Genomic DNA, 23322 nt, shown 5'->3' on the forward strand with positions numbered 1-23322 from the left:
ATGGGATCAGACTACTGAGTAGAGGCTTACCTTAGTCAAGTCTGCTGGGTGTGACTTGGATCTGAGCAGGTCAGAGGGTTGCTTTGTAGGCGAGGGCGTAAGCGATCTTGCCCGGCTTGTCGTCTGTGTACGGCTTCGAGAGCTTTGCGAACTCGCCCTTGGACTCCGCTTTGCCATCGTTCCAGGCCGGCAGGACGCCAAGATCGGTGGCAGTGAATCCGCTGTCGACGACCGCATCGCCCGCCAACGCGGTCTGCGCTTTGGTCACCGACTTCACCGTGCTCAGGTAGCTGGAGAGATCATCGCGATTCCAGTTGGTGAGGTCGACGGGCGCGGTGTCGCGGACCCACGCGCCCCAGTAGAACTCCTGGAACGGGATCGAGCCTGCGGCGAATCCGATGTCGCGGGAGAAATACATCAGGCTGCGGTACTTGTCGTCGGCGAAGTTCGCCAGGCCGACGCTTTTCGGCAGGGACTGGACCGGCACCTGGTTTCCGTCGACGTCACGCGACCAGACCCACTTGTTCTTTTCCATCTCCGTCCAGAAGGCGCCTTCGGTCAGGCCGCTGAGGTTGCCGAGAACTCGGAGTCGCACGTGCAGGTCAGGACCTCCGTCGGCCGTCTCGATGAAGGACGTGAGGGTGTGGTGACCGTCGGTCAGGTAGAGATCGCCGCGGGGGCCGACGACCACGGTCTTCATGGGCGCGATGCTCTCGGCGGTTTCCTGACCCACCGGGATCTGGCAGGTGAAGGACGACGGGTCCTTCAGTGTCGACGCCGCAGTAGCGGTCGCGGCCTGGATCTGGCCGTTCGCCTCGCACCAGTCGTCGAACTTCTTGTTGATCGTGTCTTTTCCGAGCGTGTATCGCCCGAGCTTGTAGTACACCTCGTCGTAGCCGAGGGAAGGTTGTGTCGCGTGAACGTCGCCGATGCGAACGTCCAGAAGGTCACCTTCCTTGGCGCACAGGTACTCCGAGCCGCCGGCGGAGCCTGAGAACGAACCGGTGGAGATGCCGCCACACGCGAGGGGAGCGGCGACGGCGGGTGTGCCCGCCAATGTTCCGGCGCCGAGCAGTGCCAGTGTTGTGAGTGCCGAGATGGCGGAACGACGCATGTGGGGATCTCTCCTGAGGGTGGGTTCGCACGTGAGGAAGCTTGCGTCACAATCGCTCAGGGTGGTTTCGGACTTACTGACAACAGACGTCCGCGCGGTGGCTACCACGTGAATTCACGTCGTAGCCACCGCGCGGTGAGCCGGTTGGTTGATCAGCTCTTGTAGTTGTAGAAGCCCTCGCCGACAGCGACGCCGAGCTTGCCCTCGTCGATGTAGTTCTTCTTGATGTAGTCGGCGAATTCGCGCTGCTTCTCGCCGCCCTGGGAGGAGATGTTGTAGACGGTGGTCAACCCGACGACGTCCATGATCTGGAAGGGGCCGAACGGGGCTCCGGTGCCGATACGCCAAGTCTTGTCGACCATGTCGGGATCGGCGATGCCGTCGATCAGCAGATCGGATGCTGCATTGAGGAGCGGGACCAGTAGCGAGTTGAGTACGTAGCCCGCCTTCTCCTTCTTGAGCTCGATCGGCACCATGCCGATGTTCTTCGCGAACTCGACGACCTCGCGGTACACGGCGGGGTCGGTGGACTCGGTGCCCATCACCTCGGCAGTGTTGTTGACCCACACGTGATTTGCGAAGTGCAGTGCGAGGAACTTCTCGGGTCGACCGGTGAACTCCTTGAGGTCGCTCGGGAGAAGCGTCGACGAGTTGGTTGCGAACACCGTGTGCTCAGGAGCTACCGTGGCAAGCTTCTCGTAGGTGTCGCGCTTGATGGCGATGTCCTCGGGAATTGCCTCGATGACAAGATCGGCCTTGGCGACGGCTTCGGCTAGATCGTACGAGTACGTAATACGTTGCAGTGCTTCGTCGGCCTTGCCTTCCTTGGCACCCTCGACGTTCTCGGCCTTGTAAGCCGCGGCCAACGAGTCGAACCGAGCCTTGGCCTTCTCGATGACCTCGGCGTTGATGTCGTACGCGACGACGTCGAAGCCGTGATAGGCGCTCTGATAGGCGATCTGTGAGCCGAGGACTCCGGTACCCAGAACGGTGATCTGCTTCAATTCAGTCATTTTCGATCCTCAATCCTATTCGGTGGGTAGTCCGGCAAGCGTCAATCGGACCTGTGCTGCAACGATGTTCGTGAGTTCGTCAGCCGTGATCCGGTCCAATGCCGCGCGGGCTATTTCGAAGTGCAGCACGTTGGAAATCGTTCGCGCTGCAGTGGTGGTTTGTGTGGTGTGGTGGGGGTGACCCTCGTGCAGGATTTGTGCAATCCGCGTTTGCAGGCGTTGCGAGAGCTCCAGGCCTTCGGCCCGGAAGCATTCGCTGGGCTCGCCGAACAACACCTCGCGTTGGTAGATGCCGGTGTTCTCGTCGTTTCGGCGACTTGCGATCAGCAGGGGTGAAACCAGCTCGAGCACACGAGCTTCTGTGTCCGTCGACTTGGCCTCACGCTCTTCTCCCAGTTCGATCTGCTTACGGTACTCCGCGTTGTACACCATGAGCAGTAGCTCGGCTTTGCTTGCGGCGTAACGAAAGAGGGTTCCGCCGGCTACATCGGCGCGGTCGGCAATCTCTTGAGTGGTGACCGCGCTGTAGCCCTTTTCCGCGAACAGTTCGGCCGCGGCGTCGAAGATGCGTGTCTGCTTTTCGAGCTTGTTGCGTTCGCGACGGCCCAGCCCTTGGTCCGGCTTCGTCATCCCGCTCACCTCGTCTCATTTCGGATCACGCTCATAAATGAGTCTACTCCGAAATTACGGGAGGATGACGTCTCCTCCGTCACATCACCGCAGTCCGCTGACCCAACCGGCAAACACGTCGGCGAACACGTCGGCTTCGCATGCGTGCACCGATTGGGGGTAGGCGCATTCGGGGTATCCGGCGACAACGGCGGCGAGTTCGACGTTGCAACACTGCGCCAAGAGACCGCGCAGGAGATCTGCAGCCGACCAACCGGCAACGGATACCGCCGGGATTCCCTCTTCCTCGTACACCTTCAGCAGATCGTCATGCCTCCAGGACAATTCCTCGGCCACCAGTGCATCGGGGTTGAAAGACATGGCGCGGTCGAGTGATCCGCGCAGAAGTGAGTGTGGATCGTCCTCGCCGCGCAGCCTGGTCGCGAGGTCGGCCGGTGCCTTCTGCATGACGAACATCCAGGGTTTGCCGTCGGGAAAGACTCCGCCGAAGCCTGCCACGTTGAAGGGGAGGTGGCTACTGAGAAAATCGGTCTCCACGTCGACGTGCTGATCGTCTCCCAGGTGAATGAAGTGACCGGAAGCGATCTCCTCTCCGGTTGCCGGCTCGGCCCACGTGTTGTTCCACAGGTCGGTCATCCGACTGCCGTCGGGAAAATCGAGAACCTCGAAGAGGAAACCCATGTCGTCACCACTCTCCGTCGAAGTGGGTGGTTACTCCACCGGTGAGTCGAGAAACCGTTTGAGCCGAGGTCGCGAGGACGACTCGGCTTGTCTCGAAGGTCATCTCGTCGCGTTCGGTGTCCTCCGATTCGGGATCCTCGGCGAGTGAGAAGTCGAGTTCCACCTCTCGATCGGTGCTGGAACAGACCGAGATCATCAGTCCGAGTCGTTCGTCGGTGAACGCCGGCAGCGATTTCTCGGGATGAAAGTCTGCGGCCGCGTGAAAGAAGAACGCCGCCAGCCGTTCGACAAATCCTTCGTCGGTGTGTCTGCTGAGATACTGATTGAATCGATCGGGGCTGAGCAGGCCTACGTCGAAAACGAGTGTGGGTACGTCGGATTCGAAGACAGCGGCAGGAACCGCATGACTGCGAAGGAAGACCGCGGCGCCGCCGTACCCCGGCAACCTGAACCCGTCACGCATCTGGTGTACTCCCGTCGCAGAGGTGTCCTGTCCACGCTAGGCCATAGCCCGCACGCGTGCTGCTTACCGGACACGTCGGTTGATGGAAGAATTACCGCCTATGGGCGCTGTCCTGTACCCGGCCGTCGAACCATACGAGTCGGGGTTGTTGGAAGTGTCGAATGGTCAGAGCCTCTACTGGGAGACCGTCGGGAATCCGGCCGGTATCCCGGTTCTCTATCTCCACGGTGGCCCTGGTTCCGGATGCACTGTCGGTGCCAGGCGTTTTTTCGATCCCGAAACCTTTCGCGCAGTTCTGTTCGATCAACGAGGCTGTGGGCGCAGCCTTCCTCTCGCGAGTGGCCCGGACGTCGATCTCACCGTGAACACGACGGCGCACATCCTCGACGACATCGAGCGTCTTCGTGAACATCTCGGTATCGAACGATGGCTCGTTTCCGGCCTTTCGTGGGGCGTCAGTTTGGGTCTGGTGTACGCCCAAGCGTTTCCCGGGCGGGTGATCGCTATGGCATTGGGCGCGGTCACCGGCGGGACGAGACTCGAAATCGAGTGGATCACCCGTGCCATGGGCAGAATATTTCCGCGTGAATGGGAGGAGTTCGTCGCGCCGCTTCCGGTGGAAGAGCGTGACGGAAACCTCCCCGCGGCCTACGCGCGACTGCTCGCCGATCCGGATCCTGTTGTGCGGGAAAACGCTGCGTTGCAGTGGTGCCGTTGGGAAGACGTGCATGTGTCGCTGATGCCGGGGTGGACTCCGAGTGTTCGATACCAGAATCCCGACTTCCGCCGAGTGATGACCAGGCTGGTCACGCACTACTGGGCCAACGATTGTTTCCTGGCGCCGAATCAGATCCTGGACGGCATGGACCGTCTTGCCGAGATTCCCGCGATTCTCGTGCACGGACTGTATGACATTTCCGGGCCACTCGACACTGCCTGGGCGATCCACCAGCGGTGGCCGGGCAGTGAATTGGTGGTACTCGACGGCGCCGGGCATGGCGGCGGTGGATTCAACGAGGCAATCGTGGAAGCGCTGAATTCACTGGCTCATTCGGTCTGATCGAGTGCTCCGGCGTGGGCCGCGGCGAGCGCGCCGGCAGCAGCACGATCGGCAACCGACCGGTCGACGGGTAGATCGGCGACCAACAGGCGATAGTAGATGGGCGCGGCTACGGCCGCCAGAAGATCAGCGGCTGAGACCTTCTCGGAGATCTCCCCGCGTTCGACTGCTCGGCGGACCACGATGTCTGCCAGTTCGTAACGTGCGGAGTAGAACTCGCGCTTGAGTCTCGCCACCTCGGGTGTGCGGACTGCGTCCGAGAACAGTGCGGCCACCAATGCGCCGCCCGACTCGCTGGTCACCAGTGCGACTATCGATCTGGCCATCTCGCGCAGGTCGGATTCGATGGAGCCGGTGTCCGGGATGGGAACGGTGGTTGCCGATATTTCGACGGCCGCGTCGGCTACGAGTTGAGACAAGGTGGTCCATCGCCGGTAGATCGTGGTCTTGTGGACTCCGGAACGGGCGGCTATGTCCTCGATGGTCATCGCCGCGAATCCGCGTTCGGACAGTTCGGCCGCGGTGGCCGCCAGAACTGCCTCACGCACCCTGGCGCTGCGCCCTCCGGGCCGTTGTGGTGTCGAGGTCATGGGCCAACCTTATCGCAACAAGGTGTTGTGTTAGTTGTGACCGCATGGTTCACTGGGCTAATGCAACTGATCGTTGCATTAGAGATGAATTGAGGGGTGTTTTCCCATGTCATACGAATTTCCTGTCGATCACCGAGGCCTCTTCGAAGAACGCACAGGTCAGTTTCTGAGCTTCGGGCTCCCCGTCTCGGATCTCGAGGAACTGCGCGCGTCCATCAACTCGACGTGGGCCGACGCGCCGGGTGGTTGGTCGTACGAATGGTCCGCGCTGGCAGCAAAGTACTCCGCCGACGGCAATCATTCACTCGCGGCGATGATCTACGGAATCGCCAAGTTCCCCGTCCTGGCCAACGAGTCGCGACGTCGGGCCCTGCAGAATCAGGTGGACGAATACGTCAAGGCAGCACCGGAATTCGGGCTCGGGTTCGAGCGTCGAATCCTCTCCCTGCCCTACCGATCCGGCGAGATCGAGCTACCGGTACACATCCTCTCCGTGGACGGAAGGTACGAAGACGCACCCGTCCTGTTGCTCAGCGGCGGCGTCGACGGCTGGAAGATGGACATGCATCCGTTGGCCAGTGCGTTCGCGAAGAATTCCGGAGTGACGGTAGTTGCTTTCGATCAGCCGGGAACCGGTGAATCACCCGTTCCTCTCGATGCTTTCGGCGACGAGGTGATCGACGGGCTCGTATCGACGGCTCGCGCTCTCGGTAACGGGCAGGTGGCGCACCTGGGAGTCTCCTTCGGTGGCAACTTCGCCGTGCGGTCGGGACTGACCGGCGCGGTCGATGCGGTGATCAACATCGGTGCACCGGTCAAGGGTGCGTTCGAGACCGCGAACGCGGAGCGCCTGGTCTACGGTATGGGCGACATCGTCGGAAACGCATTGGGTTTCGATGCGCCGGCAACCAAAGAGGCGCTGGTGCAGGGTCTCCGGGCATTCGATCGCAGTGACTTGATGGCCGCCGACGACGGCCGGACCCCGATGCTTGTGGTCAACGGGGCCGACGACGTTCACATTCCGCTCTCGGACACGACACTGTTCGAAGAGCGTCCGAACACGCAGGTACACGTCATCCCGGATGCGGGGCACTGCGCAGTGACCAAGCTGCCCGAGTTGACGCCGATGATGATCGACTGGCTACGAGATGCCCTGTCAGGAACCGCTCCACGAACCGGTCGATGACCCGCCGCCGAAGCCGGCAAACTGATACGTCGCGAGAACGGCCTTGTGATCGGTCGGCCACGGCGTCGGCGAAGCGATGAAGTTGTCCTGGGAGTTCTCTTCCACTCTTTTGTTGTGCACGATCGTCTTTCGTGGACCGACGATTCCGACGGCCCCCAGCTTCAGGTCCGACGCGCGGTCGGCGAAGATGTAGTCGATCCGATCGCGTTCGTCTGCCTCGGGTGCCCAGGTGAGCTGTGAGGTGTCGACGTCGGGATTGTCGGACGGCCAGGTGAAGCCCGGGTGTGTGGCTGGGTTCGGGTACTTACTGCGGTATGCATCGACGAATCCGGCTCGGTCGAGCAGGCGGGTGGATTCCCACGGAATGACGACACCGTTGTGGTCGAACAGATTTCGCGTGCCGTCGGTCCAGTCCAGGGCTGACGGTTCGTTGAAATCGCCGCCGAGTATGACGGATCTGCCCTTGGCCCGTTCTTGTGCTGCATCGTCGATGAACGTCGAAATTGCCTTGGGGCGTCCCGAATTGACGTTCACGCGCTGAACCGTCTCGGGATCCGTGACGGGGCCGGACGGCATCTTGTTCCAGCCGAACTCGGAGAACTCGCCAGGCGTGGGAACGCCCGCGCCGTATCCGCGGGGTAGGTAGGTCGCGTAGGACGTGTACGCCAGATGAGCCGAGTAAGCAGCGATTTGTTTGCCGTCGACCGTCACGACTGCCTTGATCATCGAGTTCAGCTCGGCTGTTTCCTCGATCGGAAACTTGGAGAGAATCCCGACGTCGGAGGACGCCGCTCCGTAGAAGGTTGTTCCTGATTTGGTCAGCATGTCGGCCAATGCAGTTGTAGCAGTGCCGGCTTCCGACAGGAGAACTATCGACGCCTGGGTCGAGATGATCATGTCGGCGATCAGCTGCAAGCCACCGTTGATCTTGGTTCCGCCGTGCCAGGTATTGAGCGAGAGCACTTTGATTTCCTGCGCGGGACTCGCCCCCGCGACGGAAGTATTGGCACCCAATGTAAATGCGCTCGCGGTGACTGTGCCCGCGGCTACCGCCATCGCCTTGACCATTTGGCGGCGCGTCAATCCATTCATCAAATCCCGGCTCTCGTTGTTGTGTGCTCGAACCCCCGGAAGATGATTACCATCGCTACCTAAACGGACAGTTAACCAATTGTAAAATGGCAGATTTCCACAGAACGCCGTGCGGGCAATAGTCTTCTGATCGTGGTACTCAGTGAGCGTTTCCCCGGTAACAAGACCTTTGCGAAGGTTCGTGTCCTGCCGCCGGTGGTGAAACTGCTCCTGCTCTCGATGGTGCTGTTCAACATCGGGTTCTACCTGGTTGTCCCCTTTCTCGCGGTGCATCTTTCGGAGGATCTCGGATTCGCGGCCTGGGTTGTCGGCCTGGTTCTCGGGCTCCGGATGTTCAGCCAACAGGGCATGTTCTTCATCGGTGGAAGCCTCGCCGACAGGTTCGGCAAGCGCCCGATCATCCTGCTGGGCATAGCCGTTCGGGTGGTCGGTTTCCTGATGCTCGGACTGGCCGAGAGTATGGCCGCCGTCATCGTCGGCGTGCTTCTGGTCGGTTTTGCTGCCGCACTCTTCGCGCCCGCGGTGGAGTCGGCCAACGCGGAATACGGACGTGAACTCGAGTCCGCCGGAGTTATGCGTCGTACCGATCTGTTTGCGGTGGAACAGATGTGCAGCCGACTGGGAACCGTGATCGGTCCGGCGTTGGGTGCCGCTCTGTTGATGTTTCCGTTCTCGTGGACGGCGTCGAGTGCGGCGTTGCTCTTCGCGATCATGTGGGTCGGGTTCTTCATCTGGTCCCCCCGGCCCGGTGATGCACACGAGGGTCAGGTCTCGACCTATACGCTGCGTGACGTCTGGCGAAGCGTGCTGACCAACAACAACTTTCTACTCTTCGCGACGCTCTGCAGTTTTCAATTGGTTGCGTACAGCCAGCTGTACCTGATGCTTCCGGAACAGCTCGAGCGCGGCATAGGTTCACAGTCGGCGCTGGGGTGGTTCTACGTGGGTGCAGCGGTCTTGGTGATCGTCGGGCAGGGGCCGACGGTCGCGGTCGCCCACCGCATCGGGCATCGACGCGCGATCACCTTCGGGCTTGTGCTCATTTCGGTGTCGTTCCTGGTTCCGCTGGTCACCGGCGTCGACTCCGCAGTTTCGGCGTCGACGCAGATAGTCGGTCTGGCGGTGTGGATCGGGCTGCTGCACCTGGGACAGATGTTGATGGTGCCGCCGATGCGAGACACCATTGCCATCCTCGGTCGTGAAAGCAACCTCGGAGCGCACTTCGGCATGCTCAACACGATCGGCGGTCTGCTCGCGCTCCTGGGAACCGTGGGAGTCGGATTCGTATACGACCTCGTCGACAACGGCCACACAGCGCCGGCGACACCATGGGTGATCGTTTCGGTCTGCGTGGCCGTGTCGGCTGTGGTGTTGTGGGTGTGGTCCGGTCGAACGAAGGTTATCGACCCGCGATCGTCTGATTGATCTTTGCTACGAAATCTTCCAGCACGAACGGAATGGTGAGCGGATTGGGCATGGACACCGCGTCACTGACGATGGGGTCCAAGCTGATCAGGCCGCCGGTCTTGACCACGTTCAGATTGGTGAACGCCGGCTGCGTCTCCATCTCGGGACGAGCCTTCTCGTAGTTGTCGAAGAGCAGGTAGTCGCACTCGAGGAGGTCGTAGTTCTCGGCGGAGATCTCGTAGTTCAGTTTGCCCGCGAACCGATCCTTCAGTGCGGCAGGCGCCGTGAACCCCAGTTGCGTGAGCAGCTGAGCGCGCGCTGCCTCGGGGCTGAACGCTCGAAGATTCCCGTCACTCCAGCGAATGACGAGAGCTGCTGTCTTACCCTCGAACTGGGGGTTCTCCGCGCGGGTACGAACGATGAGGTCCTCCACTTGCTGGACCTCCTGCCGTGCCTGCGCGGGAACACCCACAGCGGTACCGATGCGGGTCGTGACCTCCTGCCAGGGCAGAACCCAATCCGTCTGATCGGCCGCGTGAAGCACCGTCGGCGCGATGGCGTTGAGCTGCTTGTACAGATCCTCGTCGATCGCATTGTTGACGGCGATGATCAGGTCAGGCGCTGCGGCCACGATCGTTTCGATGTCGAAATCGGTGGTGGCGTTGGCCAACGGCGTCGGCTCGGCGCCTTGAACTGCCGAGTCGGCCCAGACGCCGATTCCGTCGTCGGTCGATCCCTTCCACACCGGGACCAGGACAGGTGTCAGCCCGAGGGAGAGCAGTACGTCTGCGTCGCCGATACCGACCGCGGCGATGCGGCTGGGTGCTTGCTCGACGGTGGTGGAACCGAACTTGTGGTCGATCGTCACCGGGAAGGCGTTGGCCTCGGCGTGACCACCTTCTGTGCCGGGAGTGGATTCGTCTTCCGCGCTGTCGCCGCAGGCAGCAAGGGCAAAACCTGCTGCCGTGGCGAAGGTGACGGACAGCATGGCACGGCGGCTCAACATGGGGTTCACAGCAACCTCGGGTTTCATGGTTATGGGACCCTAACCATAGTGGAGTGGTTGTGTCCGCAGTGTTTGTTAGTCTCCGCTCATGACGGCGGTTCTCGACTACACATCAGCAGGACCGTTCACCCGCGTCGACGGGGTGGATCTGCTCGCCATCGAGCCGCTCTCCGCCGATCCCGTGGACATTTGCCGGGTGGTCCCGTACCTGGTCGTTCAACCCGCCGATGCGCAGTCGCTGAATCTGACCACCGACCGATTCGACGAAAACCAGATCCGGCCGGCAAGTGTTCTGCTCGAAAGGCTGCTCTCGCTCGATCCCGCACCCGTGACCTCCGCGCGAGACCCCGACAAGCGGGTCGTCGGAACCTGTCGGCACTTTGCCGTTTTGAGTTGTGCGTTTCTGCGCTATCGCGGTTTTGCCGCGCGGGTCCGCTGTGGTTTTGCCACCTACTTTCAACCGGGACAGGGCGTCGACCACTGGATCACCGAGTACTGGGACGACGCCGGCAAGCGCTGGATCCGCATCGACTCGGAGATCCTCGGACAGAACGTGCTTCCTCACGCCCACGATCTGCAGCCGGGAGAATTCCTCAGTGGCGGCGAGGCGTGGTTGGCGTATCGACGCGGCGAGATCGACGCCTCCCAGTTCGGGGTGTACGGAACCCAGAACTGGGGAGCCGCCGAGATCCGCGGCAACGCAGTGAAAGACCTTGCCGCGATGAACAAAGTCGAAACCCTGCCATGGGACGAGTGGGGCCGCATGACCGACGCCTACGACGGAAAAACCGGTGCGGAGTACGACGTACTGCTCGACGACATCGCCGACGTCTGCGCCACTGACGATCCCGTGGCCGTGCGAGCGTTGTACGAGCACGAGGATTTACGCGTGCCGGAGAAGCTGCTTACTTTCTGAGAGACTTGCCTGCATGAATCAGGAGCACCGCCAACTCGAGTACGGACTTCGATTCGACTGGGGCCTGCGCGGCGCCGAGGCGATCGCTGCGGAAGTCGATACCGCCGTTGTGATCGACGTCCTCTCGTTCACGACGACGCTGAGCGTCGCGGCCGACGCGGGAATCGACGTACTTCCCTATTCCTGGAACGACGAGAGTGCAGTCGACTACGCGCGTGATGCCGATGCGGTCCTGGCAGTACGACGAAGTGCGGCCAGGAAGGGGCAGATCAGTCTGTCTCCCAAGACGATCCGCGAGGCCGAGGTGCCGAGTCGGCTGGTACTGCCTTCGCCGAACGGGTCGACTATCGCGTTTGCGTTGGCGTCCCAGGTTGCGGTGTGTGTCGGCGCTTCGTTGAGGAATACTTCCGCCGTCGCCGATTGGATTGTGCACGAGCATGGTCCGCGATCCCGAGTGGCTATTGTCGCTTCCGGGGAGAAGTGGCCCGGTGGAGAGTTGCGTCCGGCGGTGGAAGATCTGTGGGGTGCTGGTGCTGTCGTGGCCGCACTGACCGCGGCCGGCTGGAACGGCCACGTATCGCCCGAGGCGCGGATGGCGGCGGATGCCTGGGCGGCGGTGTCGGATTCGTACGAGGACCGCCTGCGGGACTGCGCCTCAGGACGCGAATTGATTGTCCTCGGGTTTCCACACGACGTCGCCATCGCCTCGGAACTCGACGACAGCGACACCGTACCTGTTCTCGAAGATCGTGTGTTTCGAGGTCAGCGCACCGGGCGTCGGTTGAACAAACTCCGCGCCCAGAGGTAGGAGAGGAGAGTGATCGCGACGCACCATCCGATCGCGAGAAGCGCGTTGTTCCCGATCGCTTCGCCGAGAAGCAGTCCTCGAAGGGTCTCGATGATCGGAGTGAACGGCTGATACTCGGCGAACCATCGCAACACGGTCGGCATCGAGTCGGTGGGGACGAATCCGCTTCCCAGGAACGGTAAGAGGATCAACACCATCGGGAGATTGCTTGCCGTCTCGACGCTCTTGCTGACGAGACCGAAGGCAACGGACAACCAGATCATGGCGATGGAGACCAGGACGAGGAGGGCAAACGTCGCGACCCACTCCACGAAGCCTGCCGTAGGCCGGAATCCGACGGCTATCGCCACGGCGATGACGACTACCAGGCTCACGATCGTCTGAAGGAGACTGCCGAGAACATGACCCGTCAGGACGGACGTACGCGTGATCGCCATCGTGCGGAATCGTGCAATGATCCCCGCGGTCATATCGGTTGCGACAGAGATGGCAGTACCCTGTGCCGCTGATGCCACGGTCATCAGAATGATCGCCGGTGCAACGTAGTTGACGTACTCGGCTCGGCCACCACCGCCTGGTCCGAGTCCGTTCCCGAGTGTCCCGCCGAGTACGTAGACGAACAGCAACAGAAAGACGACTGGCATCCCGACAAGCATCACCGTCATCGACGGATATCGAAGGATGTGTCGAATGCTGCGACGCAGCATGGTTTTCGAGTCCTGATAGGCAAGCGTCATGGTGGTCATCGCGCTTCGGTCCTTTCGGTGGCGGTCAGAGTCAGGAACACGTCGTCCAGGTCCGGTGTGTGCACCGAGAGTTCCTTGACGTCGATCGAGTGAGCGTCGAGTTGGTCGAGAAGAGAACGTAGTGAGCGGACACCCCCGTCGCTGGGGACCTGGAGGACATAGGCGGCATCGTCACGTGAAGACTCGTCGAAAACAGTAGCAGCAGAATCGAGTTGGTCTCGATCGAAGAAGTGAAGACGAATGTGGCCGCCAGGGATGCGTCGTTTGAGTTCCGCAGCAGTGCCTTGGGCGACTATCCGTCCCTGGTCGAGGACGGCGATGTGGTCTGCCAGCTGATCGGCTTCCTCGAGATACTGCGTCGTGAGGAAGATGGTGACACCGCCCTTGACCAACTCGCGGATGATCTGCCACATCGTGCGTCGACTCCGGGGGTCGAGGCCGGTGGTGGGTTCGTCCAGGAAGATGATCTCCGGTCGTCCGATCAAGGTCATTGCCAGGTCGAGCCGTCGGCGCATTCCGCCCGAGTAGGTCGAGGCCAGCTTCTCCGCGGATTCGACCAGGTCGAACTTCTTCAGGAGTTCGTCAGTGCGCGTTCGGCGTTCATCCTTGCCGAGATGGTGAAGGTCGGCCATGAGGAGAAGGTTTTCCTCGCCGGACAGGTAGTCGTCGACCGCCGAGAACTGTCCGGTGACGCCGATGCGTGAACGCACCGCGTCGGGATCGTCGGAAGGGTTGTACCCGGCGATGCGAATGTCGCCGCCGTCGGCGGGGACGAGGGTCGAGAGGATTTCCACGATGGTGGTCTTGCCGGCGCCGTTGGGCCCGAGGAGCGCAAAGACGGTTCCGCGGTCGACGGAGATGTCGATTTCGTCCAGTACCCTCTTGTCGTCGTAGGCCTTCTTCAGGCCCGTCGCGGTGATGGCTGGTTTACGGGACATCAGCGTTCCTTTCGCTAGATCTTCTTGTTGGATTCTTCTCGAGGCTCCGAACGTCGAATGACGATGTCGCCGTAGCTGGTTTGTGCCCGGACGTCCACTCGGCGTTCGGACGACGCCGGACCGTGTGTGGCATTCATCTGGTTGTCCACACGACCGAAGGATGTATGAGCGTCGAATCGCGCGGCCGTTCCGGATCGAACACCGATATGGATTCGTCCGGCGGCCGTCTTTGCGGATACGACTCCACTCTCGATGCTCTCGAAACGAATGTCGCCGTTGGCAGTTGCGGCGCTAGCGTCGGACTCTGCGTGCTCCACGGCGACGCTGCCGTTGGCGGTCTTGGCCTTCAGCGCGCCGGTGATCGTACCGATGTTGATGTCGCCGTTGGAGTTCTTGACCTCCGCGTTGCCGTCGACGCGGCCGATGCGGATGCTTCCGGACCCGGTGCTCGTGTCGATGTCACCGGCGACGTGCTCGACGGTGATCGCCCCGGCCCCGGTGCTGACGTTGAGCGGTCCGGTGGTGTCCAGGGTGCAATCGCCGGCCGAGACCTTCACGCGTGAGCGGCCGAGGGTGCCGTCGGTACGCAGGCTGGCAACTGCGGCAGTACCTTCGAGTCCCGAGCCGGAGGGGAGCTGAACGGAGATGTCGACAGATCCGGTCTTCCCGAAAATTCCGAGGCCACGCTGTTTCGGAGTCTTGATCTGCAGCCGGCCACCCGCGAATTCGACGCGCGTCTGTTCGGCGACTCGAATGTCGACCTCGCGAGACGAGTTGCTGGGCAACACTTCCACGACAGTGTCGTTGCGGTCGCTCGCTGCGATCCGGATGTGTCCGACTGCTACGTCGAAGTTCAAGGTGATGGGGTCAGGTGTGCTGTATGTAGGCATGGTGATACTCCCGATGAGGTTGTCTCGGTTGATGAAAGTGGTCGAGCGAAAGTTGGATCCGGTGTCAGTGCACCCAGCCGGTGAAGCTCTCGGAACCTTGGGATGCGCGTTGTCGCGGAGAGCTTCTGTGTGTGCCGCCTTCCAGAGCCGTCGCGGCCGAGCGAACCAGCCACGCGTTGACGGAGATCCCGGCTTCCCGGGCCGCCGCCTCGATCCGGTCTTTGAGGTCTTGCCCCAGCCGCAGGTTGATTCGAGTCATCGAGGCGTCGTCGGACTCCGTGACGGGGCGCGGTGCCGGAGTCGGTTCCTCTTCGACGGGGGCCGGAGCCGGTTCACTGATGGCCGGTGCCACGACGAATTCGGGTTCGCGTCCCCGCAGGCGCAGGTCCACCGAGCCCGGTGCGAGGTCACGCGTGATCTCGGCAGCCGCTGCGGACAATGCGTCGAGGAGGGTGAGGCGCACCGCTGATTCCAACGGTGCGGTCAGACGATCGGCGAGTGCCTTTGCGTCTTCCCCGCCCGCTTCGGCCGCCACCGCGAGTTCGTGGCGAAGGTTGTCTACGTACGGTGTCAAGTCCATGGCACCACTATGGCACCACTTTGGTGCCATGACAATAGTTTGATGGCACATTCGTGTGGATTTGATGAGAAGTGGCAGGTCATCGAGGTCGTTTGCGGATCGATTCTCGGCAGACTGGCACACTTGTAAGGGTGAGTCCTGCCGAAACCAAACGTCGCCGCCGTATCGTGCTTTGGATTGCCGGGGTGCTCGGCTTCGTCATCGTGGTCGGTGCGGTTGCCGTCGCAGTCGCGCCTTCGCGGTATCTGCCCTGGGACACCGCCGAGTTCCCGACGGTCGATGCCGATGCGGTGACTTCGGATCAGGCTCGTGTGCTCGACCTACTCCGATCCGAGCACGAGAATGACCGGCCGGGCACCTTCTATTCCGACGGTATCGACGAAGAGTGGTGCGCAGACTTTGTCAGCTGGATCATGAGGGAAGCGGGTCGACCGTTGTCGAACCCGAACTCCGGAAGCTGGCGCATCCCGGGGGTGTACACGTTGCAGGAGTACTACCAGGGGATCGGCGCGTACGCCGAGAACGGCAGTGGGTACACACCGAACGTGGGTGATGTGGTGATCTACGACAGTTCGAGATGGGTCGGCCAGCACACCAATATCGTTGTGGCAGTGGATGGTGACTCGGCGATCACGGTCGGCGGCAACGAGTTCGGCAAGGTGCGGGTGCATGATCTGGACTGGCAGTCCGACTCTGCCGTCGTGGGATTCGGAAAACTTCACCCCTGATCGTTGCGGTTCGGGGCCAACGTGAACCATCGAGCTGATGCACGTGCCTCGCCGCCGGCGTCGATGTGCAGCGTGTTCGTGCCGGTTTGCACGCTCACCTGCTCTCCCCTCTTGATGGGCTGGGTGTACTCGAGGATCGCGCGAAAGGGTCCGCTTCGTAGTTCGTCGGGCAGCACATCTTCGACGGGTTGCCAGTAGATCGCGTTGTTCACGTGATCGAAGGGGTCGAAATCGCTCGAGCGTAACGGGAATGGCGTCTCCGTCGAAGGTGTCGTTGTGGATTCCGGGTCGATCCACCGACGCCAGTGGAGATGCTGGTCCACGGCCGTCGACGCAAGAGCGGCGGTGAACTTTTCACTGATGGTGGCCGGCATTCCCGTCTTCGGATCGATGTTGATCCAGAATGCCTCCGTTTCGATCAATCCGCCGCCGTCGGACCTGATGCGAACTCGCATCGAACACCACTTGCTCGACAGGCCGGAACACCAACGCTGCAAATGAACTCGATCCGGCCAGACGACCGGTTCGAATACGTCGATCACCGTTCTTCGCACCATCCAGAGCGGATGGGTATCCATGGCGCCACGGTCGACGAGGTTGTCGAAGCCTGCGTCTTGGAGGTAACGCGCGATCGCGTCGAGGCGCAGGCTTCTGTCGGTGTGAATGTCCCCTGTTCGCACCGGCCACGAGACTTGGAAGACGCTGCCGGTTTCCGGCAGTTCCGGCATCGCTGTGTGATCGTCGGCTTTTGTACGGTTCATCGGATGCGGGCTCCCGCTGGTCGAAGTCTGGTCGGTGTCGTTCCAGGCTTGCGTTACCCGATGGCTGGATCTTGAACCATTGGAGTTCACTGTTTTCTGAATACAGATTTCGATGTACTGTCGTTCGTATGGATGTCGAGGGCATGAATGTGGTGACCAATGTGGCGGTGCTTGCGAGGTTCGGGCATGCACTGTCCGACGAGACTCGAACACGGATACTGCTCGAGCTGAAGACCGCGCCCCGGTATCCGTCGGACCTCGCCGACACGCTGGAGGTGACCAGGCAGAAGCTGTCCAACCATCTGGCCTGTCTGCGCGGTTGTGGCTTGGTGGTGGCCGTACCGGAAGGGCCTCGCACGCGATACGAACTCGCCGACGCACATATCGGTCAGGCGCTCGACGACCTACTCGGGGTCGTACTCGCCGTGGATCCGTCGTTCTGCCCGGACAGCGAATCAGAGGGGTGCTGCTGATGGTTGCTCCCGTTGACGGTGTCGGTCTCTCGACTGCCCGACGAGCGCTGTTGTCGAGAAGAATCCGCATCTTCGTGGCGATCACGATCAGCTACAACGTCGTCGAGGCGATCATTGCGCTGGCGGAGGGCACGCGGGTGTCGTCTGCGGCCCTGTTCGGGTTCGGTCTTGATTCCGTGATCGAAGTATCCTCGGCGGCAGCGGTTGCCTGGCAGTTTTCGGCCCCGGATCCTGCGAGCCGGGAGAAGACGGCGCTACGCGTGATCGCATTCTCGTTCTTCGGGCTCGCTGCGTATGTCTCGTTCGACGCGATTCGGTCGCTGTTGGGTCTGGGGGAGGCCCAGCACACCACCGTCGGAATAGTTTTGGCTGCAGTCAGTTTGGCGATCATGCCGGCCCTGTCCTACGCGCAGCGCCGAGCCGGTCGGGAGCTGGGTTCCCTTTCGGCGGTCGCGGACTCGAAGCAGACTCTGCTCTGCACGTACCTCTCTGCGGTCTTGCTGGTCGGTTTGCTGCTCAACTCGGTGCTCGGCTGGTCGTGGGCGGATCCGATTGCGGCACTGGTGATCGCCGTCATCGCGGTGAAAGAAGGCATCAACGCGTGGAAGGGCGATCCGTGCTGCCCGGTCGTGGCTGCGGCCGAGAAAGGTGACGAGTGCGACTGTTGTTGAGTGAGCACGGGTTCTGTTGAGTGAACACACTCTGCGCTGCTTCAGCAGAGGGTTCTCACTCGACAAATGGGGTGTCGGCTTCTGCGCGGGTCTTGATGTGCGCGGCGCGTTGCTCGAGAAGGCGTCGCAGATACGGGCCGACAGCCAACCTCAAAGCCAGGTGTCCGAGCACGCCGAAGGGGGCTGTGACCGTGAAGCGGTCGTGCATCCGCGTCCACCCGCCCGGCTGAATGTCGAAGACGTGCTCGTGCTGCATTGCGGTAAACGGGCCGCGAACCTGCTCGTCGGTGAACGAATACGGGCGGTTGTACTGCGTGATCCGGCTTGTCATCGAGAATCTCCACCCGAAATGCCGAGCGGTGAAGGACACCTCGTCGCCCTCTTCCAGCGCTGGTCTACCCGTACTCGTCACGGCCACCTCGTCCGTTTTTCGGAGCGAGGCCGAGTGTTCGTCCATGTCGAGTTCGAGATCGAAGATCACCGCAGGTGGAGCGTGGATATCGGTGATCACGACTACGGTGTGCTGCACAGTGCCAGTCTGCCAATGTTGGTTTGCGACGCCGGCAAGCGGGTACGGACCGATGACCTGCGGTTCATCCGCGACGGGTGATGCTTTCGCTTTCCAGCCCCTCGAGACTGAGTAAGGGAAGTGCATTCTGTCGAAAGGAACGCTGATGACTGCTCCACCGCGGGAACCCGCGAATCACCCTGTCCGGCAGGGTTTCGCGGTAGGTACGACGTTTGCAGCAGCGATTCTGCTGCTCACCGCAGGCATTGTCGCTCTGCTTCAGGGCATCGCGGCCGTCGCAGACAACAATCTGTTTGTCGTGGGTATCAACTACACGTACAAGTTCGACATCACGACGTGGGGTTGGATCCACATCATCTTGGGCATCATCGGGATCGTGGTGGCTCTGGGCCTCTTCACGGGTGCAGTGTGGGCCAGGGCGGCGGCAATAGTCATTGCGTCGCTCTCGATCATCGCCAACTTCTTGTGGATGCCGTACTACCCGTTGTGGTCGATCCTGGTCATCGCGCTCGATGTCGTTGTGATCTGGGCCGTCGCTACTTGGGATACAGACAGAGTCTAGGCACCGAACAACTCGAGGGCAGTTGGTCCCGACCGAATCGACTCGGTCGGGACCATCGCTCGTGCGCGGAGACGATCCGACGGACGGGCGGCTCGGATCAGTCCGGGAGCCTTCGCAGTTCGGCGACGGTCAACCCGAGGGAATCAAGGCGGGCCATGATGCTTCGCATGGCCGTGTGGTCCGCGACGGGTCCGTACAAACTGGTGAATCCGCCGGCCGCACTGGCAACACTGAGGTCGGGAAATGCGGCCTTGACACGGTCCGACACTTCGCCGTCGATGAGGAATTGATACCGAGTGGGAGCATTCATCAGTGTCCGCTCCATTTCGTAGGGCCGTGAGGTTCGGACCCGCCCCGCGCCGAGTCTCGAAATCAGGTGTCGTCAAGTGCAATCGGCGTCGCTGCTCGATCCAGGACTCCGCATCCGTGAGATCCAGTCTTACTCGCGCATGCTCCTCGGGCTTCATCCCCTACGGGTGAATGTCGCCACGGTTCTGTTCATCCTTTTCGTGTGAGGCTGCGCAGGGCCCCCGCCCCTAGTGTCGACCGGGAGAGAGAAGAGGTCGGCATGGGATCTGTCATCGGGGATCTGTTACCCCTCGCGGTCGGCGTCGCGGTATCGCCGATCCCGATCATCGCTGCAATCTTGATGTTGTTGTCCAAGCGAGCCGGCAGCACGAGCGTCGGGTTCGCTCTGGGCTGGATACTCGGAATCGTTGTCGCCACTGTGATCTTCGTGCTCTTGTCCAGCAAGCTCGGCGACTCCGAAGGTGATCCGTCGGCGACGGTCTCGTGGATCAAGCTGGCGTTGGGAGTGTTGCTTCTTGCGTTCGGAGCGAAGCAATGGCGCGGACGCGGAGGCGAGCACGAAACCCCGAAGTGGATGCAAGCCATCGACGACATGACCGCTGCCAAAGGCCTCGGCTTGGGCTTCGCTCTGGCTGCGATCAATCCGAAGAATCTGATGATGTGTATCGCGGCCGGAATCTCGATCGGATCCGCCTCGCTTGGATCCGGAGAAGTTGTTGTCGCCATTCTGGTTTTCACGATCATCGCGGCCTCGACAGTGTGCGTGCCTGTGATCGGTTACCTCGTTGCCGCGGAGCGACTGCGCGGTCCGCTTGCCAAGCTGAAGGTGTGGTTGCAGGACAACAACGCCACGGTGATGAGTGTGTTGATCCTGGTTATCGGTGTTGTTCTCATCGGTAAGGGCATCGGCGGTCTCTGACAACTGGAGGTAGGTATGGGATCGTTGCTACTGCAACAGATCCCGCTGGCGCTCGGGATCATCATGAGCCCGCTGGCGGTGGTTGCCGTTGTTGCCGTGCTCTTTTCCGAACGAGCGCGGATCAACAGCATCGCGTACCTGATCGGGTGGTATCTCGGAATAGTTGTCGCGCTGGCCGGCGCATACATCATTTTGACGGCCCTTCAAGTGCACCAGCGAACTCACCCCCCGTTGTGGGTGCCCATCCTCCATCTCGTTCTCGGCGCGACTCTGCTGGCGGGAGCCTGGTTCGTGTACACGCGCAGCCGCCGCGGAGTCCAGGCCATGGCGGCCGCCGTCGCACCCGGCGACGTGGTCGCCGCCGCCCCGCAGCTGCCGAAAATGCTCCAGTCGGTAGAGCATTTCCGGCCGATGCGATCAGGGGCGTTAGGTTTCGCGCTGTTCGTCCTCAACCCCATCGACATGTCATGTGCCATCGCCGCCGCCATGAATCTGCGGCTCAGCACTGTGGAACCCACGTCGCAGATCGTCTCGGCCGTGATCTTCTCGCTGGTGTCCGTGACCTCGGTTGCGGTGCCCGTCGCCCTCCTTCTGATCAAGAAGGACGAGGCAACCGAACCGTTGCAGAAGATCCGCACCTGGATAGCCACCAACACGCACTTGCTGAACGTCGGGCTTCTCGCCTTGATCGCGGCGATGCAGATCAGTAAAGGGGTGCAAGGACTATGAGTGCTCCGCACACACGGACGTGGTGGGTCTTCGGATCGCTCTCCGACTACCAGCGCGGCTGGCTCCGCCCCGACATCATTGCCGGCCTCACCGTGTGGGCCGTCCTCGTTCCAGAAGCGCTCGCGTACGCCACCATCGCCGGAGTTCCGCCGGTAGTCGGGCTCTATGCTGCAGTTCCGTCACTGATTCTGTATGCAGCAGCAGGTAGTTCGCGACACCTGATCGTCGGGCCGATGTCGGCGACCGCAGCGTTGTCCGCGGCGATGATCGCGCCACTGGCTTCGGGAAACGACGGCCGATTCATCGCGCTGTCGGCCGCATTGGCAATCGTGACCGGGCTCGTGGGTCTGCTGGCAGGATTCATGCGCCTCGGCTTCATCGCCTCCTTCATCTCCGAGCCGGTTCTGAAGGGATTCATCGTGGGTCTGGCGCTCACGATCATCATCGGTCAAGTACCCAAACTCCTGGGCGTGGAGAAGGGGGAGGGAAACTTCTTCGTCCAGGCGTGGACAGTGGTGAAGGAACTGGGTGAGGTCGACGGACCGACGGTGATCATCGGATTGCTCAGCCTGGCAATGGTCCTGGGCGTCAAGCGATGGCTTCCGCTGGTACCGGGTTCGCTCCTCGTCGTGCTGCTGGGCATTACCGCAGTCGCCTTGTTCGGCCTCGACGATCGCGGCATCGACATCGTCGGGCACATCGACTCGGGACTGCCGTCGATGGGTCTGCCGAGTGGTGTGGGAGCCGAGGACTATCTCGATCTGGTCGGGCCGGCAGTCGGCGTTCTGCTCATCGGATTCGCCGAAGGTCTGGGTGCTGCAAAGACATACGCGGCCAAGGCGGGGTACACGATCGACGCCAATCGTGAACTCGCTGGACTGGGTGCGGCCAATCTCGGATCGGGTCTGTGCTCCGGAATGGTGGTCAACGGCAGCCTCTCGAAGACCGCTGTCAACGGGGGCGCAGGCGCCAAATCTCAGGTCAGCGGACTGGTGGTCGCTGCACTGACACTGTTGACTCTGCTGTTTCTGACCGGCTTGTTCGAGAAGTTGCCGGAGGCGACGCTCTCCGCCGTGGTCATCGCCGCCGTGATCGAGCTGGTCGATTTCTCCTCTCTCGCAGCGCTGTACCGGGTCTGGACGAAGAGGTTGGGCAGCATCTACGGCCACGCCGCGCGGGCCGATTTCGCCGCAGCGATCGCGGCGATGTTCGGAGTTCTCCTGTTCGACACCTTGCCCGGTTTGATCATCGGAATTGCCGTCTCGATGTTGCTGCTCCTCTATCGAGTCTCCAAACCGCATGTGGCAGCTCTGGCCAAGGACGGCACGCGCTGGGTCGACGCCAGCGGTCACCCCGATCTGAGGACACTCGACGGCATCGTGGTGGTCAGGGTGGAATCCGGGCTGTTCTTCGCCAATGCCGATCACGTGCGTGATCAGATCACCGGCCTGGTGACCGCGGGGACCACCATGGTGGTGCTCGACGCCGAAACGTCACCGTTCATCGACGTCAGCGCGGCCCAGATGTTGGCTCAGCTTCGAGACTCGTTGGCTCGCAGGAACGTGAGCTTCCGTGTAGCCCGAGACATCGGACAGTTCCGCGACGTTCTGTCCGGTGCTGACCGGGGCGCGCTGAAGGTCGACGTCTATCCGACGGTGTCGCAGGCGCTTGCCGGTGGAGGCGGCACGTCAGCGTGAGGTTCGCAGCCAGATTCCCAGCGGGCCGGAATCTTTGGCCACCGATCCGACGATCGACGACGCGACAACCACGATGGCCGAGAAGACGAACAGCCAGCCGATGACGGTGAACATCACGCCCAGGAGGCCGAACTCGTCCTGAGAGGTCTTGGTCATACGGGGCAGGAAAAGGGTGCCTGCCACGTGCAGTCCGCTCAGACCCGTCGCGGTGAGCAACCCGGACCCGACGCACATACGAGTGGTCATGCGATTAGCGGTCAACAGCATCGGCACGGCAGTCCAGACGAGCGCCCACACCACGTAGACCGCAACAAATTCCAGGAGTCTGCCCACCCCCGGCACACCGTTCAGTTCTCGGCAGAGGGCCGCCCCGACCACCGATGTCGCCACGACGAACACGACCGCTATCCAACGCCACGCCTGACGAAGCGTCGCAGTCGGCACGCTCCAGATGCGCCCGTACATCCGGCCGAGAGCGCGAGCGTAGGACGTGGAACTGATCAGCAGCATGAGCAAACCGACGATTCCGAACGCGGCCGCAGTGGAGGTGTTGATGATTTGGGCGTCGGGTAGTTGGACCCCGAGGTCGTCCTTGGCGGCGTCGGCCAACGGCTTCAGTTTCTCCAGGGTGGACGCCGCGATCATGACCGGGAGCAAGGACGTGAAGGCTTGAGCTGCCAGAGTCATGGCGCTGTCGACGAGACCGACTTCGAAAACGTCGACGGTTGCATCGGTCGCCAGGCGACGGCTCGGTGTGCGTCTTGCCCACACCATCAAGCGATCGCGCGAGTCGGAGTACAGCTTCGGGAGCATGGAAGCAGTCT

Annotated in this window: 28 protein-coding genes; 12 read left to right on the forward strand and 16 right to left on the reverse strand. The window is 61.7% G+C overall.

The genetic code is table 11. The annotated features are described in order from the left end of the window. Window positions 1-70: 70 nt before the first annotated feature. The 5 genes from DBV08_RS15470 to DBV08_RS15490 all read right to left on the reverse strand — a co-directional run bounded on the left by DBV08_RS15470 (window position 71) and on the right by DBV08_RS15490 (window position 3901). Window positions 71-1114: a ParB/Srx family N-terminal domain-containing protein gene (locus DBV08_RS15470; protein WP_124567988.1), complete on the reverse strand. Its 1044-nt coding sequence runs from the start codon at window positions 1112-1114 to the stop codon at window positions 71-73. Between the two features lie 152 nt (window positions 1115-1266). Next, window positions 1267-2127, reverse strand: a complete 861-nt coding sequence (locus tag DBV08_RS15475; protein WP_095972294.1) for a 3-hydroxyacyl-CoA dehydrogenase — start codon at window positions 2125-2127, stop codon at window positions 1267-1269. Window positions 2128-2142: 15 nt separating this feature from the next. Further along, complete coding sequence (locus tag DBV08_RS15480; RefSeq protein WP_124567989.1) at window positions 2143-2757, reverse strand: TetR/AcrR family transcriptional regulator; 615 nt, start codon at window positions 2755-2757, stop codon at window positions 2143-2145. Window positions 2758-2841: 84 nt separating this feature from the next. After that, a complete protein-coding gene (locus DBV08_RS15485; protein ID WP_124567990.1) occupies window positions 2842-3438 on the reverse strand; it encodes a hypothetical protein in 597 nt (198 codons plus the stop codon). A gap of 4 nt (window positions 3439-3442) precedes the next feature. Continuing rightward, a complete protein-coding gene (locus tag DBV08_RS15490; protein WP_019745870.1) occupies window positions 3443-3901 on the reverse strand; it encodes a hypothetical protein in 459 nt (152 codons plus the stop codon). A gap of 100 nt (window positions 3902-4001) precedes the next feature. Here DBV08_RS15490 and pip point away from each other — a divergent pair, with 100 nt between their 5' ends. Then, window positions 4002-4961 carry a prolyl aminopeptidase gene (gene pip, locus DBV08_RS15495; protein ID WP_124567991.1) on the forward strand — a complete coding sequence of 320 codons (960 nt, stop codon included), beginning with the start codon at window positions 4002-4004 and terminating at the stop codon, window positions 4959-4961. On the opposite strand, the gene DBV08_RS15500 is transcribed toward pip, so the two are convergent. Further along, window positions 4949-5551 carry a TetR/AcrR family transcriptional regulator gene (locus tag DBV08_RS15500; protein ID WP_260395604.1) on the reverse strand — a complete coding sequence of 201 codons (603 nt, stop codon included), beginning with the start codon at window positions 5549-5551 and terminating at the stop codon, window positions 4949-4951. The genes pip and DBV08_RS15500 overlap by 13 nt on opposite strands. A 106-nt stretch (window positions 5552-5657) precedes the next feature. On the opposite strand from DBV08_RS15500, the gene DBV08_RS15505 reads away from it, so the two are divergent. After that, window positions 5658-6737: an alpha/beta fold hydrolase gene (locus tag DBV08_RS15505; protein WP_124567992.1), complete on the forward strand. Its 1080-nt coding sequence runs from the start codon at window positions 5658-5660 to the stop codon at window positions 6735-6737. On the opposite strand, the gene DBV08_RS15510 is transcribed toward DBV08_RS15505, so the two are convergent. Next, window positions 6708-7829, reverse strand: coding sequence for an endonuclease/exonuclease/phosphatase family protein (locus DBV08_RS15510; protein ID WP_124567993.1), 1122 nt, complete (start codon window positions 7827-7829; stop codon window positions 6708-6710). The genes DBV08_RS15505 and DBV08_RS15510 overlap by 30 nt on opposite strands. A gap of 132 nt (window positions 7830-7961) precedes the next feature. Between DBV08_RS15510 and DBV08_RS15515 the strand changes: the two genes are divergently transcribed. Further along, a complete protein-coding gene (locus DBV08_RS15515) occupies window positions 7962-9254 on the forward strand; it encodes an MFS transporter (RefSeq protein ID WP_124567994.1) in 1293 nt (430 codons plus the stop codon). Here the strand turns inward: DBV08_RS15515 and DBV08_RS15520 are convergent. Beyond that, on the reverse strand, window positions 9229-10269 hold the full coding sequence (locus tag DBV08_RS15520; protein WP_124567995.1) for an ABC transporter substrate-binding protein: 1041 nt from the start codon (window positions 10267-10269) through the stop codon (window positions 9229-9231). The genes DBV08_RS15515 and DBV08_RS15520 overlap by 26 nt on opposite strands. A gap of 61 nt (window positions 10270-10330) precedes the next feature. Between DBV08_RS15520 and DBV08_RS15525 the strand changes: the two genes are divergently transcribed. Further along, the gene (locus DBV08_RS15525) at window positions 10331-11158 is read left to right on the forward strand and encodes a transglutaminase domain-containing protein (RefSeq protein WP_124567996.1); all 828 of its coding nucleotides are present in this window, start codon (window positions 10331-10333) and stop codon (window positions 11156-11158) included. 13 nt (window positions 11159-11171) lie between these two features. Then, window positions 11172-11966, forward strand: coding sequence for a 2-phosphosulfolactate phosphatase (locus DBV08_RS15530; protein ID WP_124567997.1), 795 nt, complete (start codon window positions 11172-11174; stop codon window positions 11964-11966). On the opposite strand, the gene DBV08_RS15535 is transcribed toward DBV08_RS15530, so the two are convergent. The 4 genes from DBV08_RS15535 to DBV08_RS15550 all read right to left on the reverse strand — a co-directional run bounded on the left by DBV08_RS15535 (window position 11921) and on the right by DBV08_RS15550 (window position 15120). Further along, window positions 11921-12712, reverse strand: a complete 792-nt coding sequence (locus DBV08_RS15535; protein WP_124567998.1) for an ABC transporter permease — start codon at window positions 12710-12712, stop codon at window positions 11921-11923. The two genes, DBV08_RS15530 and DBV08_RS15535, sit on opposite strands and share 46 nt — an antisense overlap. Beyond that, entirely contained in the window at window positions 12709-13650 is a 942-nt protein-coding gene (locus DBV08_RS15540) for an ATP-binding cassette domain-containing protein (RefSeq protein WP_124567999.1), read from the reverse strand. The genes DBV08_RS15535 and DBV08_RS15540 overlap by 4 nt, the downstream gene beginning before the upstream one ends. Window positions 13651-13664: 14 nt before the next feature. Then, window positions 13665-14540 (reverse strand): DUF4097 family beta strand repeat-containing protein, encoded by an 876-nt coding sequence (locus DBV08_RS15545; protein ID WP_095972308.1) that lies wholly within the window; start codon window positions 14538-14540, stop codon window positions 13665-13667. A gap of 64 nt (window positions 14541-14604) precedes the next feature. Continuing rightward, entirely contained in the window at window positions 14605-15120 is a 516-nt protein-coding gene (locus DBV08_RS15550) for a toxin-antitoxin system HicB family antitoxin (RefSeq protein ID WP_095972309.1), read from the reverse strand. Between the two features lie 131 nt (window positions 15121-15251). On the opposite strand from DBV08_RS15550, the gene DBV08_RS15555 reads away from it, so the two are divergent. Then, window positions 15252-15848: a CHAP domain-containing protein gene (locus DBV08_RS15555; RefSeq protein ID WP_124568000.1), complete on the forward strand. Its 597-nt coding sequence runs from the start codon at window positions 15252-15254 to the stop codon at window positions 15846-15848. Here DBV08_RS15555 and DBV08_RS15560 read toward each other — a convergent pair. Continuing rightward, entirely contained in the window at window positions 15839-16609 is a 771-nt protein-coding gene (locus DBV08_RS15560) for an acyl-[acyl-carrier-protein] thioesterase (protein ID WP_124568001.1), read from the reverse strand. The two genes, DBV08_RS15555 and DBV08_RS15560, sit on opposite strands and share 10 nt — an antisense overlap. A 128-nt stretch (window positions 16610-16737) precedes the next feature. Here DBV08_RS15560 and DBV08_RS15565 point away from each other — a divergent pair, with 128 nt between their 5' ends. Both DBV08_RS15565 and DBV08_RS15570 read left to right on the forward strand, forming a co-directional pair. After that, window positions 16738-17082 carry a helix-turn-helix transcriptional regulator gene (locus DBV08_RS15565; RefSeq protein WP_124568002.1) on the forward strand — a complete coding sequence of 115 codons (345 nt, stop codon included), beginning with the start codon at window positions 16738-16740 and terminating at the stop codon, window positions 17080-17082. Then, window positions 17082-17753, forward strand: a complete 672-nt coding sequence (locus DBV08_RS15570; protein WP_260395605.1) for a cation transporter — start codon at window positions 17082-17084, stop codon at window positions 17751-17753. Before DBV08_RS15565 ends, DBV08_RS15570 begins: the two co-directional genes overlap by 1 nt. 55 nt (window positions 17754-17808) lie before the next feature. Here the strand turns inward: DBV08_RS15570 and DBV08_RS32880 are convergent, their stop codons facing one another. After that, entirely contained in the window at window positions 17809-18282 is a 474-nt protein-coding gene (locus tag DBV08_RS32880) for an SRPBCC family protein (protein WP_260395606.1), read from the reverse strand. 145 nt (window positions 18283-18427) lie between these two features. Between DBV08_RS32880 and DBV08_RS15580 the strand changes: the two genes are divergently transcribed. Further along, on the forward strand, window positions 18428-18844 hold the full coding sequence (locus tag DBV08_RS15580; protein ID WP_020909554.1) for a hypothetical protein: 417 nt from the start codon (window positions 18428-18430) through the stop codon (window positions 18842-18844). Between the two features lie 97 nt (window positions 18845-18941). Here DBV08_RS15580 and DBV08_RS15585 read toward each other — a convergent pair whose 3' ends face one another. Continuing rightward, a complete protein-coding gene (locus DBV08_RS15585; RefSeq protein ID WP_095972384.1) occupies window positions 18942-19154 on the reverse strand; it encodes a hypothetical protein in 213 nt (70 codons plus the stop codon). A gap of 258 nt (window positions 19155-19412) precedes the next feature. On the opposite strand from DBV08_RS15585, the gene DBV08_RS15590 reads away from it, so the two are divergent. From DBV08_RS15590 to DBV08_RS15600, 3 genes are read left to right on the forward strand one after another with little or no spacing between them, the layout of a single operon-like run. Further along, window positions 19413-20072, forward strand: coding sequence for a GAP family protein (locus DBV08_RS15590; RefSeq protein WP_095972315.1), 660 nt, complete (start codon window positions 19413-19415; stop codon window positions 20070-20072). A gap of 15 nt (window positions 20073-20087) precedes the next feature. After that, entirely contained in the window at window positions 20088-20801 is a 714-nt protein-coding gene (locus DBV08_RS15595) for a GAP family protein (protein ID WP_124568005.1), read from the forward strand. Then, a complete protein-coding gene (locus DBV08_RS15600) occupies window positions 20798-22498 on the forward strand; it encodes a SulP family inorganic anion transporter (protein WP_124568006.1) in 1701 nt (566 codons plus the stop codon). Before DBV08_RS15595 ends, DBV08_RS15600 begins: the two co-directional genes overlap by 4 nt. On the opposite strand, the gene DBV08_RS15605 is transcribed toward DBV08_RS15600, so the two are convergent. Beyond that, window positions 22490-23311, reverse strand: a complete 822-nt coding sequence (locus DBV08_RS15605) for a hypothetical protein (RefSeq protein WP_124568007.1) — start codon at window positions 23309-23311, stop codon at window positions 22490-22492. The two genes, DBV08_RS15600 and DBV08_RS15605, sit on opposite strands and share 9 nt — an antisense overlap. Between the last annotated feature and the right edge of the window lie 11 nt (window positions 23312-23322).

It is taken from the genome of Rhodococcus sp. KBW08 (genome assembly GCF_003852455.1).
GTDB classification, from domain to species: domain Bacteria; phylum Actinomycetota; class Actinomycetes; order Mycobacteriales; family Mycobacteriaceae; genus Rhodococcus_F; species Rhodococcus_F baikonurensis.